Annotated in this window: 5 protein-coding genes and 2 pseudogenes; 1 reads left to right on the forward strand and 6 read right to left on the reverse strand. The window is 61.3% G+C overall.

The features are described from left to right. Positions 1-12: 12 nt before the first annotated feature. The 3 genes and pseudogenes from P6U16_RS24440 to P6U16_RS24450 form a co-directional block, all read right to left on the reverse strand. Positions 13-5,099, reverse strand: a pseudogene (locus P6U16_RS24440) (helicase-related protein). Between the two features lie 109 nt (positions 5,100-5,208). Continuing rightward, positions 5,209-5,796 carry a DUF1419 domain-containing protein gene (locus tag P6U16_RS24445; protein ID WP_277704812.1) on the reverse strand — a complete coding sequence of 196 codons (588 nt, stop codon included), beginning with the start codon at positions 5,794-5,796 and terminating at the stop codon, positions 5,209-5,211. A 131-nt stretch (positions 5,797-5,927) separates the two neighbouring features. Then, the gene (locus P6U16_RS24450; RefSeq protein ID WP_277704064.1) at positions 5,928-7,235 is read right to left on the reverse strand and encodes a DUF3991 and toprim domain-containing protein; all 1,308 of its coding nucleotides are present in this window, start codon (positions 7,233-7,235) and stop codon (positions 5,928-5,930) included. A 745-nt stretch (positions 7,236-7,980) separates the two neighbouring features. On the opposite strand from P6U16_RS24450, the gene P6U16_RS24455 reads away from it, so the two are divergent. Then, positions 7,981-8,184, forward strand: a complete 204-nt coding sequence (locus P6U16_RS24455; protein WP_277704065.1) for a cold-shock protein — start codon at positions 7,981-7,983, stop codon at positions 8,182-8,184. Positions 8,185-8,248: 64 nt separating this feature from the next. Here the strand turns inward: P6U16_RS24455 and P6U16_RS24460 are convergent, their stop codons facing one another. From P6U16_RS24460 to P6U16_RS24470, 3 genes and pseudogenes are all read right to left on the reverse strand, one after another. Then, complete coding sequence (locus P6U16_RS24460; RefSeq protein WP_277704066.1) at positions 8,249-11,512, reverse strand: error-prone DNA polymerase; 3,264 nt, start codon at positions 11,510-11,512, stop codon at positions 8,249-8,251. Further along, a complete protein-coding gene (locus P6U16_RS24465) occupies positions 11,512-13,023 on the reverse strand; it encodes a DNA polymerase Y family protein (protein WP_277704067.1) in 1,512 nt (503 codons plus the stop codon). Before P6U16_RS24465 ends, P6U16_RS24460 begins: the two co-directional genes overlap by 1 nt. Next, positions 12,944-13,698: pseudogene (locus P6U16_RS24470) on the reverse strand (ImuA family protein). Before P6U16_RS24470 ends, P6U16_RS24465 begins: the two are co-directional and overlap by 80 nt. Between the last annotated feature and the right edge of the window lie 64 nt (positions 13,699-13,762).

Below are 13,762 nucleotides of genomic sequence, written 5' to 3' on the forward strand. Positions count from 1 at the left end.
ATATGCCGCCGTTCACGCGGCTTCCTGGCGATCCTCCTCTGGTTCATCGGCGGTTGCCGCCAGATCCCGCTCGATCTCGTCCAGTTGGCTCAGCTTGAGTTCAAGCTCGGCTTCGAATGAGAAGCTTTCACCCAGACGCGGTGTGTAGGAGGCAAGCCGACGTTTGGCGTCAGCCAGACGATTGCGGTGGCTCTCTCGTTCCTGTTCGAACCCGCCAAGCGCATGTTCGAGCCGAGAGATGGCACCGATCGGCGTCGTGGTCACTGGAAGATCGATCTCGTAGTCGCCACCTGTGCGTTGGAGCAGGGTGTCATAGCGATAACCATCCTTGCCGAACCGTTCGCCCTGATAAGCGAGATCGAAGCCGCCGATCCTGGCGATGATCACCTCATTCTCTTGCTGAAGCTGAACCAGCGTGAGAATCTCCTTCATAAGCGCGCGGCCCGCGAGCTTTCGCTCGTCAAATTCGGCACTTCCGACCTGCATTGTGAATGCGTCGCCAATGGTTGGGACCAGACGGTCGATGTCCTTTCCCACATCCTGGATCCGGCGGCTGGAAAACTCGATATCCCGTTCGGCATCACGGATCTGCCGGCGGATCGCATGCTGGTCGTCGATATGGGCGGCCCGCAGCCGATCGAGACGGGCGATCTCGGCCTCGAGCCCGGCCTTCTGCATCAGCCGCTCGTCGCCGGACGCGATCGCCTTGGCCATGGCAAACTGGTTTGCCTGCCCCTCACCCATGTCCTCAAGCCGTCGAACGCTGGTGTCGCCGGACAGAGCGGCCGCAATAAAGCGGGCTTTGCGCTCGTTGTTCTGCCACATGGTGGCGTCGAGGCTGCCGAGCGTCGCATAGGCAAAGACGTCTACTTCGTCATGCTGGTTGCCCTGGCGGATAATACGGCCTTCACGCTGCTCGATCTGCGATGGCAACCACGGCACATCGAGGTGATGGAGCGCCTTCAGCCGGGCCTGGACGTTGACGCCAGTTCCCATGGTTTCCGACGAGCCGATCAGCACGCGAACCTTGCCGGCATTAAAGTCGTTGAACAGCCGCTGCTTGGCGTCCGACTTTTGTAATCCTGCATGAAAGCGATTTCGGAAGCCGGCACGCCAAGGCGGACGAGCTCATCGCGGATCCATCGGTAGGCAGAAAAACCGCGCGTCGCCTCGACATTGATCGTGCCGAGATCGGAGAAGATCAGCTGGCCGGCGCCCGGCCGGTCAAACGGCTTGCCGTCCTTGCGACGATACTCTGCCCCTCCCGTTTCCTGCCAGATCTGGTGGGCATTGGTGACCAGTGCATTCAGCTTGTTGGCCGCCTCATTGCCCATGGCCTGATCGACCAGGCGCAGATCGATCGCCGCATGGCGTCCGTCGGTGATGACCGAGAGCAGGATGTCGTCGCCAGGCTTGGCCGGACCGTCGCGCATTTCGATTGCCTTGATCCGCGCATCCAACTGTTTCTGATAGGCCTTGAACGCCGGCGTCGGCTCTGCGGTGACGATCTGGCGCTTGCCGCCGGAGACGTCGGGGACCTTCACATAGGTCCTGAGATCCGCTGGCAGCACGACATCGGCAAACGACCGGAACATGGCGATGAGTTCCGGCACGTTGACGAACTGGCTGAAGCGCGTGACCGGCTTGTATTTGCCCGACGGCTGCAGTTCGAGTTCGGTTGAAGTGTCACCGAAGGTCGAGGCCCAGGCGTCGAACTCGTGCAGACCACGTTCCGACAATGCTGCCGGATCCATCATCCGCTGCACGGAGAACATCTCGCCGAGCGTGTTGGTGATCGGCGTTCCCGAAGCCAGCACCAGCGCCCTGCCGGGGTTCTTCGTCTCGATGAAGCGGGATTTGACGAACAGGTCCCAGGCGCGCTGCGAGCCGTTCGGATCCACACCTCGCAACGTAGACATGTTGGTGGCGAAGGACAGCTTCCGGAACTCCTGCGCCTCGTCGACGATGATCTGATCGATCCCGAGCTCCGAGATGGTCAGCAGGTCGTCCTTGCGAGTGGCGAGGGCCTCCAGCCGTTCCTTGTGACCTTCCTTCATGCGCTCGATGCGCTTGCGCGATAGCCGGTCGTCGCGTTCGACCTTGGTGAGCAGCTCCTCGTAGAGTTCAAGCTCATCCTGGATCATCTGCGCCTCGAAGGCCGATGGCACCGCGATGAACCGAAACGCCGAATGGGTGATGATGATGGCATCCCAGTTGGCGGTCGCTGCCCGTGACAGGAAGCGGTGACGTTTCTCCTTGACGAAATTGGTCTCGTCCGCGATCAGGATGCGGGCGTTTGGATAGAGCGCCAGAAACTCACGCGCGGCCTGCGCCAGGCAATGGCCGGGCACGGCAAGCATCGCCTTGTTGATCAGGCCGAGCCGGCGCTGTTCCATGATGGCGGCAGCCATGGTCAGCGTTTTGCCGGCGCCAACGGCATGGGCGAGATAGGTCGCACCAGCCGAAATAACCCGCCAGATCCCGCGTTTCTGATGCCCATAAAGAGAAAAGGCGCCTGAGGCGCCCGGTAGTTGGAGATGATCGCCGTTGAAGGCTCGCGGCGCGATGTTGTTGAAAGTGTCGTTATAGACGCGCGCCAGCCGGTCGGTGCGATCTGGATCCGACCAGATCCACGACTGAAAAGCCGTCTTGATCTTGGCGAGCTTTTCCTTGGCGGCCTCCGTATCCACCGTGTTCAGCACCCGTCGCTCGGTCTCGCCGTCGCGGACGGTGTCGAAGATCTGCGGCACGGACGAATTTAAAGCGTCGGATAGAAGCTGGCCGGCATGGCGCCGGTGGGTGCCCCATTCGGTCGTGCCTGATGCCGACCATTCCAGCTGCCTCGCGTTGACAGTCCAGGTCGCCAGTTCCGGCAGATGGTGGATCGAAATCTCGGCGTCCATTGTTTCTCTGACGAAGGCGACGACATCGTCGGCCGGGATCCATGGCGCACCGAGGCGTGCGGTGATATCCGAGGGCCTGAGGTCGGCGGGCTGGACCCGCTCCAGCGCCGCAACATTCCGCTGAAAGACCGGATCCAGGTCCGCCGCCGCCCGCGCGATTACCAGCTTCGACCGGACCGCACCGGATAGATAGGCATCAGCCATCTGCCATGAACCATCGGACGGATCGCGGAAGATCGCTTCGCCCAGCTCGCTGATAACCTCATCGGCGTCACAATGCAGCAGTTCGGCGATGTGATCGGGATCGACATGGCCGCGTTCGTTGAGAACGACTGCGAGCGCATCGAGCGCCGAAGTAATGATAGGTGCCGGAGGCGGAGCGATGACGCGTTCGGTAAAGATCGGCCCGGGCTTGGCGGTATTGGTTTCGAGATCGTAGTCTTCGATCGAGGCAACCAGCCAGCAATCGGGATCGTCGAGAAAGGGTGCCATGTTCGGCCGACGATGGACCTCCCTGACCTCCCCCGTCTCCTCATCCTCCGATGTCGAGACGGAGGTGAAGTTGATCGGACCGAACTCGCGCACGAAACTGGACCAGGCGATGCGCAGCGCGACCTGCGCCTTCTGCCAGGGCTGGTCACGCTCCTGAAGCTTGAGGATGAGCCGGACCGCGTCGCGGATCGGGATCAGCTTTCCGATGATCAGGGCATGCTTGGCGAAGATGCCGTCGGTGCTGCGGCCCTTCCTGACCTCGACCGGGACAGCAACCCCGTCCACCACCTGCATCAGCGCCGTGGCCTTGCCGATGAAATAGCTGCCTTCGCGAACCTTTGGATCATCCGGGCGCTCTGCCATGGCTTCCGCGACTTCGTCCTCAAGGGCGAAGTCGATTGTGGAAGCCTCGCCGTCATAGATATCAGCTGGTAGCTGGCTGATCGCGGAGTTCAGGCTCGTTTCGAGATCATTGTCATAAGGGAGGCATGTATAGGCTTCGCCGAATGGACCTGACGTGATCGCATGCCGTCCCAGCACCATGTCGGAATGATCGGCGAACCACCTGTTGATGCGGACGCTGTCGCCCTCACCTTCCACCTTTACATCCGCGAGATCGACCCATCTGTCGTCTCCAGCCTGCTCGTCGGCGCGGCGCTTCCGGAAGAAGAGGATATCGACGACAACATCCGTGCCGGCATCAGCGCGGAAACTGCCTTCGGGAAGGCGGATCGCGCCAACGAGGTCGGCCATGCCGGCGATGTGTTCACGGGCGCGGGCGTCAGCCTTGTCCATGGTGCCGGACGAGGTCACAAAGGCAGCAAGCCCGCCAGGCTTCAGCCGGTCGATGGACTTGGCGATGAAATAGTCGTGCAGCCGCAAGCCGAGAGAGCGGAAAGCCGGATCACTCTTCACCGTGCGGTCGGAAAACGGCGGGTTGCCGAAAGCCAGATCAAAATGCGCCGGCAAGTCTGTGCGCGAAAAGTCACCTATGATGATTTTCGCACGCGGCTGCAGCAGCCGGACGATGCGGGCGGTCACCGGATCGAGCTCGACACCGGTGACATGGCTTACCGTCGAGAGCGCCTCCGGCATCAGCGCCGGAAACATGCCCGTGCCAATCCCCGGTTCGAGCACCCGACCGCCCTTGAAGCCCATGCGGACCAAGCCTGCCCAGATAGCACGAACGATAAACTCCGGCGTGAAGTGGGCATATTGCGTGCAACGTGCCAGAGACGCGTAGTCTCCTGCCGCAACGGCGCTTTCGAGATCGACGCCGAGCTCCTCCCAGCCTTTGCGAAACGCCTCGTCGCCGGGACGCCGGAAAATGCCGTTGGCCAGGTCCGACGCGCCGAAACCTGTGAAGCGGATAAGCCTGGCCTGCTGGTCAGGTCGGGCTGGCAGGCCCTGACGCTCGATCTCATTCGCCAGCATGATGGCGGCGATATTGTCGCGTGCCCGGTCGCGCCACGATTTGGCGAGACCGCGTGAACCCTCCAACCGGAAATCCACCTTTGCCCGCATCTGCGGTTTTGGCTTCGGTTCTTTGCGAACAGGGATGGCTGGCGCCGGCGTCGATGGCGGCGGGTTATCGTCGAGGTGGTTCCCGAAGTCTAACGCAAAGCCCGGCACACCGAGATTGAAACCAGATGTGAGCGCTGTGTTTCCAAACAGGTCGATGGTGAAGGGATCGTCATGGGCCATGAAAAAGCTCCTGTGAGAAGGCGCGCCAAGGCACACCCGCTGCTGGCAAGATTTGCCAGGGACGGGTGCTGACGGCGCGATGGTGAAGATGGGAGGGTGGCAGCTGCCGTCAGGCAGCGATGGTTTCTGGAAGGAGACGGAACTGCACCGGCAGCTTGGCGGCGATCTCCTCGTCGGTCAGATCATCAAGCAGCTTCCAGATCTTGCCTTGTGCCGAGGGATAGACGAGCACGATCTGGCGATTGCGCAGATCGGCCGGAAAGCGTGCGTCGGCATAGGCACGAAAATCGGGACCGGTCGTGCTCCAGATATGATCGAGTTTTTCTTGGGCGCTCATGGCGCGCACCGGGCGGGATTCACGTGCGATGATCTCAGCGCGCATCCGGTCGGGCGACTGGCGATCGCTCAGATCGCAATAGCTGTGGAACCAGCGAGACCGATCATCGATCGTCAGCGCGAAGAATACGCTGGTGACGCTGGCGGCCAGAAACTCGCGCATGGCGAACATGTCACCGCGATAGAAGAGCGGCGGCAGAATCTCGAACATGTGGTCGTGATCGGCTTCCGTGATCTCGAACCACTCGCCGACATATCGCGTGCCATTTATCCTGTTATCGTCGAAGGGCGACTGGCTGTGACGATTGAACAGGGCGTACATCTCGTGGCGGCTGGCAATGCCTTCGAACACCTTACGGATTGCGGGGAAACGAACATCTGCGGCTCCTTCGGGGTTGGGCTGAGCTGAAAAGCCTGATCGACCTCTGTTTTCAGTCCTTTGATCACCCCTCCTCAGCCGGCGCCTCGCGGGCAGCGGGTCAAGGGCCGCCGTCAGGCGGGCGGCAGCTTCACCCTTGATGCGCTGACCCGCGTATGCGGCAGCTCTCCTCTCTCCCTCCTCTCCTTCAATTCCTCATTCCAGTCCTCACATCGCGGCCTCAGCCGTGAGAAATCGCAACTGGTGCTATCCGCCATCTGGCGCAGGCGATCGGCAAAGACTTCACCCTGGACGTTGTTGTCGGTCGCGGCCACCAGCCATGCGCCTTTCCCGGAAGCCAGGGTGTCCAACGCCAGCGCGGTCAGCGGCGACCACCCGCCACCGGTGCTGACATAGAGCGTGTCGGTTCTTGTCTGCTCAATCACGGCCAGGCTGAGCGCATCGATCGCCGCCTCCGTCACACAGATCCGACGTGGATTGTTGCTCCCAAGTCCGAAGAGCGCCTTGGCACCGCCGGTGGAAAACCCGCGCCAGTCCGGACCGCGCTCTTCCCAGCCGATGACGGCGCCCGCTTCATCGACATGCTTTGCCCACATCGAGCCATGGGGTCCTTCTCGGAGCACGTCCGCCTCGATCGCCGCAGAGATGATCTGCCATGGCAACGCACGGCATTGCCGCAGATACGTCCAAGTCGCCGAAGCGCGCCACAGCCGTTTTCGGTGGTTCCAGCGGTCAGCGACCGAAGCCATTGGTTGCGTTTGATGAAGAGGCTTCTCCCAGGTCGGCATGGTGGGCTGAAACGCGACAAGATCGCCGACGGCCGTCAGGGCTTCAGCAAAACCGATGGCATGGAGATAGCTGGCAAGCGCGAAGACGTCGCCCTTGGCGTCGGAACGGGCATCGAACCAGCCTCTGTCGCCGTGGATGACGATGACGATGTCGTCGTCGCGTCGGAATTTGACCGCCCGGCGAGTGCTCTCTTTCCGGTCTATCGCGAAGCCCTCATGCTCAAGGACGGCTGCGCAGCCCACCCGGGTACGCAGCTCCTCGATGTCATTCTTTTCCATATCACCTCCTGTAGCTTTCCTCACTGTTCGGACCGTCAGCGCCCAGGCCGCGAAGATGGAAGCGTGCAAGGGCGCGGTTCGCAATGTGCAGATCTGCGGGACAAGCTCGCGGCGAAGCCTCCTTGCGCGCGCATCAGCGCAAGCGGCACGCGCTTCCCCGAAGGGGTGATCGGCACAATGAGCCGATCCATAGGCAAAGGGATCGTATTCGTTGATGATGGCGTCCTCGTCGCCGTCATACTCGGCGGAAGGCATGACGCCGATTTCGCCGTCTATTTCGAAGAGGGTGACCGGGACCATCAGGGTTCGGGCAAGATCGAATGCGTGGTTTTGTGCGAGGCTGAGATCCGACATGTGAGGCTCCATCCGTTGGCGGGGCCGATCCCCGCTCGATGGCGCCCGTTTGATCCGGGCCCGGCCGCGGTCACCTCGGCGGCGCAGCCATAGGTCGCAGTGGCTGCGAACCCCATGTGGGTTGACCGTCCAAGGCGGGATTGGATTAGGGATTCCAGACAAGAGAGCTGGGTTGGCAACGCCAATGGGTGGAGCATTATTGCGGTCGGCCTGAAATTGCCTTGCCGCTTGCTGACCAGGCGACCTACAGGTTCCGATACGAAGAAGGTGTTGGACATTTGCTGCTTGTGGCTTTCCGAAAGGGGAACTGTCAGCAACGCTCAATGGTGCCAGACCAACGTCGTCATTGAACGCGTCAGGGATGAAAGCCGAAAGGCAGAAGGCTCGCGTCCCGAGGCTTTTGCATAGCCAACAGCCCGGCCCGACAGGGCGACGTAATGCCAGACTGTGGAGGCCTCGTTCTCTCCGTGTGCAACGATTGGGAACAACACACCCGTACGCCGAATTCTGCATGTATCCTACTGACAATGTCGGCCATGATCTTTGCAACGCCGCCCGGCTTCGAAGCGGTGATGAAAAGTATTGAGGAGCTCGAGGCAGCGGTCAACACGACCAAATAGCCCACCCCCTCTAAAAAGAGGCCTCGATGCCGCTATCGCCCTGTTGGCGGTTGTTGAGCAAGCAATCGCGCTATAAAAAGCTTGTCGCAGAGTCAAATGGCTGCGGGAATTGAAGAGGAACTGTCATGCCCACCGGTACTGTTAAATTTTTTAATAGTGACAAGGGATTTGGTTTCATCACACCGGAGACAGGCGGAACGGATGTCTTCGTGCACGTGTCTGCTTTGCAGCAAGGCGGGTCGCTGAGAGAAGGTGACAAAGTCAACTTCGAGATTGGCCAGGATCGCAAGACGGGCAAGTCGAAGGCCGAGAACGTCAGCGTACTCTGATCCTTGACGAGCCGATTAGCCTGCCTATGAACTGGCAGGCTAACTGCAACCTACATCTGCGGATCTACTGAAAATTCCTACTCTTCACCTTCAGCGTATCGATGTGCAGGTCAGGTACATAAATTTCCCGCGCCTTGACGCCCATCGGCGGCCGTTCGCGGCTATCCGGGCTGCCGGGCGAACCATGCGCGAACTCGTCGCCCCGCCCCGTCGGAACGCGGAAACTGTCCCGTTCGCCCAGGCTCGCCAGATCGCCGCTCAGATCGAACATCCATTGCGCCACCAGATGCACGACGCCGCCTTCGCGCTGGATCTTGCCGTTGATCGCCATCATTGAGGATCCGAGCACGACGCGGCGCTGCTTTTCGAACAGGCTTGGCCAGACGACGACGTTGGCGACGCCTGTCTCATCCTCGATGGTCATGAACATGACGCCCTTGGCGCTACCCGGCTTCTGACGGACGAGAACGAGGCCCGCCGTCATCAGCCAGCGACCATCGCGGGCCGAGGTTGCCTCGGCGCAGGTGACGATATTTCGGCGGGCGAGATCCTCGCGCAGGAAGCTGACCGGATGGGCGCGCAGAGTGACTCCCGTATGCCCATAGTCCTCGACGACATTGGCGCCTTCGGTCATCTGCCGAAGCTCAACATCCGGTTCCTGCTGTTCGGCAATCACCGCCCGCTCGCGATCGGCCGCCGCGGCAAACAGCGGAAGCGGTTCGTCGCGCAAGGCTTTGATCGCCCACAGCGCATCGCGTCTTTCAAGGTTCAAGGACGGTCGAAACGCATCGGCTTCGGCCAGCTTGACCAGGGAAGCCGACGGCACGCCGGCGCGCCGCCACGTATCGTCGACGGAAACGAACGGATCACCGCCCCGCGCCACCGCTATTTTTGCCGCATCCTGTTCGGGTAGTCCTCTGACCAGACGCATCCCGAGACGCACGGCATGGCTGTCGGTTCCCTCGATCTCTTCGAGCGTGCAATCCCAACGCGATCTATTGATGCAGACCGGCCGGATCGCTACCCCGTGAGCCCGGGCGTCGGTGACGATCTGCGCCGGCGCATAGAACCCCATCGGTTGCGCATTGATGAGGGCCGCACAGAACACATCCGGATAGTGGCATTTGATATAGGATGAGGCATAGGCGATGAGGGCGAAAGACGCCGCGTGGCTTTCTGGAAAACCATAGGAGCCAAACCCCTCCAATTGCGAAAACGTCTTCTCTGCGAATTCTGCTGTATAGCCGTTCGCCACCATGCCGTTGACGAGCTTGTCTTTGAACTTGCTGACCCCGCCGGTGAACTTGAAGGTCGCCATCGAGCGTCTAAGCGCATCTGCTTCACCGGCGGTAAAACCGGCGCAGACGATCGCGACTTTCATGGCACTTTCCTGAAACAATGGCACGCCCAGCGTCTTGCCGAGCACGGCCTCCAGTTCCGGCTTCGGATAGACGACCGCCTCCTTGCCTTCGCGCCGTCTCAGATAAGGATGCACCATATCCCCCTGGATCGGACCGGGGCGAACGATCGCCACCTGAATGACCAGATCATAATAGGTCTGGGGTTTCAGCCGCGGCAGCATCGACATCTGTGCCCGGGATTCGATCTGGAAGGTCCCGAGCGTGTCGGCCTTGCGGATCATCGCGTAGGTCGCCGGGTCTTCCGGCTCGATGGTGGCGAGATCCAGAGTCAAACCCTTGTGCTCCTGCAGAAAGGCAAAACCCTTGGCCATGCAGGTCAGCATTCCAAGGGCCAACACATCGACCTTCATGAACTTGAGCGCCTCGATATCGTCCTTGTCCCATTCGATGGTCTGACGATCTTCCATCCGGGCCTGCTCGATCGGCACCAGCTCGTCGAGGCGGTCATTGGTCAGGACAAAACCGCCCGGATGCTGGCCCAGATGACGCGGCGCGCCCATCAGCTGCTGCGCCAGTTCCAATGTCAGCCGCAGGCGGCGGTCGGACATGTTCATGTTGAGCTCGTTAACCTGCTTTTCGCCGACGCCATCCTTGCTCCAACCCCAGACACCGGCCGACAGCGCCGTGATCATGTCTTCGGGCAGGCCGAGCACCTTGCCAACATCGCGAAGCGCACCCTTGGCGCGGTAGCGGGTAACGGTTGCGCAGAGGGCCGCCTTTTGCCGGCCATAGGTCTTGTAGATCCACTGGATCACCTCTTCGCGCCTGGCATGTTCGAAATCGACGTCGATATCGGGTGGCTCGTTGCGCTCCTCCGAGATAAAGCGTTCGAACAGCAGATCGTTTGCGGCCGGATCGATCGCCGTGATCCCAAGCACATAGCAGACGGCCGAATTAGCCGCACTGCCGCGACCCTGGCAGAGAATGTTCTGCGAGCGCGCGAAGCGAACAATGCTGTAGACCGTCAGGAAATACGGCGCGTAGTCGAGTTTGCGGATCAAGTCGAGTTCGTGGTTGAGGATCTTCACCACATCATCCGGAACACCCTCGGGGTAGCGATCGCGCACGCCCTCCCAGGTGAATTTTTCCAGCGATTGCTGTGCCGTCAGTCCAGGGATGATGGCTTCTTCAGGATACTGGTAGGTGAGTTCGTTCATGTCGAAGCGACAGCAATCGACAATCTCGCAGGTGCGGGCTAGTGCCTCAGGATAACGGCTGAACAGACGGTGCATCTCCTCGGGTGGCTTTAAGAAACGATCGGCGTGCCGTTCGCGCAAGAACCCCGCCTGATCGATGGTGGTGCGATGGCGAATGCAGGTGACGACATCCTGCAATTGCCGCCTGCCCGGCTCATGAAACAGCACGTCGTTGGTAACAACAGGCCGAACCTTGTGCCGGATCGCCAGCGTGTTGAGATCGTGCAGGCGCAGTTGATCGTTCGGCCGCCGGCGCAGGGTCAGCGCCATGTAGGCGCGGTCGCCAAATATCTCCCTCACCTTGCGCAACTGGACCGCACATGCGTCATCGGCCTCGTCAGGGATCAGGATGGCGAGCAGACCCTCTGCATAAAGGGCCACATCCGTCAGATCGAGGATGCACTTGCCCTTGCCGCCGCGCTCCTTGCCGAGCGACAGAAGCCGGCAAAGCCTCGAATAGGCTGCCCGGTTCGTCGGATAGACCAGCATTGACATTCCGTCCGACAAATCAAGCCTGCAGCCAACGACCAGCCGCACACCGGTTTCATTGGCCGCTTCCCAAGCCCGCACGATGCCGGCCAGGCTGTTGCGATCGACGATGCCAAGCGCCTCAATGCCGAGTGACTTGGCGGTAGTGAACAGCTCATCGCAGCCTGACGCACCGCGTAGGAAGGAAAAATGACTGGTGACCTGGAGCTCGGCGTAGCGCATCAGCCATAAATCCCGTGCAGGAACCATTTCGCTGTCCCGGTCGCGGGATCCACCCCATCGCCAGAGCGATAGACCCAGAAGCGATTGCCGTCCTCGTCCTCGATCGAATAATAGTCCCTCACCGCCTCCATCTCGGATGTGCGAACCCACCATTCGCCGAAGACCCGTTCCGGGCCGTCACCGCGTTTGATGCGCCGGCGTTTGCCGCGCCAGGTCATGGAGGCCGGCGGATGGTCGGGTGTGAGCGCAATCACCTCGATCCGTTCCGGGCGCGCCAGCATGCGGCTCGGCCGTGGCCAGCGGGTCGGCCAGGATTGACCGTGTTTTGCGGAAACGGCGGAGACACGCTGGACATTGCGCTCCGGCACATCGCTTTCAACCGGCGCCAGCCGGTACATGCGTTGGCCGCGGTTTCCAAAACTGTCGAGCAGAGGCGTGACGTCAACAATGGTTTCTTCGACCAGCGAGGAGATGGACTGTTTCTCTTCAAACGGTTCCATCATGGTTGCCGCAAGGGACAGTTTTTCGATACCGAAACCGGGATCGATCTGCTCGATGCTGGAACAGAGAAGCTTTGTCAGACGGAGGACATCGCGCACCGGCTTTGCTGTTCCGGCGCGCAGCGACTGCAAGGTGTTGTCGACCCGGTAGACGATCAGATCGGCGCGACGAACGCCCTGCCCGCGCGTCTCCAATGCGGCGCAGAGTTCGACCACCAGCTTGCCGATATATTTGGCGATGGTCTCGGCCGCACCGATTGGCTCGGCGAACGAACGGGAAACTTCGATCAGGTCCGCGGTGCGAATGGGGTCGATCGGTTCGGCAAGGCGTCCGAACATCTGATCGAGCCTGCGGCCGACCTCCGGCCCGAAACGCAGTGTCAGAGGCGCCCGCGGCGTGGCCGAGAGCTCGCCGACGGTGCGAAACCCGAGCACCGCCAGACCGCTGACGATGTCTGGTGGCATGCGCAGGCTGGAAATCGGCAGGTTGACGACGGCTTTGGCCGTCTCACCAACCGGGACAATGATCACCTCGCGCCGCGTAGCCCGGGCAATCGCGTGTGCGCCGCCCCAGGTGTCGGCGATTGCGGCGCGGGCTTGAAGGCCGCGGCCTCTCAGCGCGTTGACAAGGCCGGTGAGCATCGGCAACTCGCCGCCGCGCAGATGGTCGGCGCCCTCGGTGTCCATGACAATACCGGCGGGAAGATCCATGGCAACAATCGGGGAATATTGCCGCAACATCCACAGCGCCAGACGCTCGATTGCCACCCTGTCAGTCTCTGGATCTGCATCGACGAGGTGCAGGCCGGATATCATCGCCTGGGCTTTGGCGGCGGGCATACCGATCCGGACGCCGGCCTTGAAGGCTGCGGGGTCGACTGCAGCCACGGTGCGTTTCGATCCACTGCGCGCAACGACCACGACCGGTGTTTCAGGCAAAATTCCGGGATCGGCGCGCCTGATCCTGTCCGTTGATAGCGTGGGGAGAAAGACTGATACGACCCGTGGCATCGCAGGCACCTATTTCAAATTCGGCGGCTTCTCCCGCCCTTGCTCTAATCAATTCCGCCAGCCACCGCGCCCGCCCGATGCCCGGCGCGGGAAGCGGTTCGGAGGAAGGACGCTGATCCGCCACCGCGTCGTGGCAGCCGTGGGTTGACCGAAGTCTGCTGCCTCCATCGGGCGGCGCCATCGGCGCAGCGCGATGCCAATGGTGCCAGACGTTTCCGCTGCAAGCTGCAGTCGTCTGGAAGCGGTCATCGGCAGTCGCACCAGCTCGGCGACGACGGCGCCGAGCCCGCCAAAACGCAGGCCCTCCTCGAAGTTTGTGAGCACATCCTCTTCCCGGTCCGCTTCGACATAGATCACGCGATCATGATGGAGGCCCGCCTGCGCTAAGGCAGGCGCAAACAGGTCGGGCCGTGTCAGGCACCAGAGCACGTCGCCCTTGGTGCGCGCGACGATGCCAGCGACAAACAGAGCGGCCGCTGCCCCATGAACCGCATCGGCGCCACCACCGGCCACCTCATGTAGGGCACCGAAAGCAAGCCCGCCGCCCGGAAGCCGGTCATCGATATCGGCAAGGCCGAATGACAGAACCTCGCCCTTGCGCACAGCTGTTCCTTCGAGGCGCTGGATGCGCTCGCGAAGATCAGCAATAGTCGGATTGACGGCGGAGTTAAGCATAGGCTGCGGATATCTTTCTAATGCTGTTCAGGGCTTTCCAGCGATCATCGGGGCTGATATGTTC

It is taken from the genome of Rhizobium sp. 32-5/1, assembly GCF_029537235.1.
Taxonomy (GTDB): domain Bacteria; phylum Pseudomonadota; class Alphaproteobacteria; order Rhizobiales; family Rhizobiaceae; genus Pararhizobium.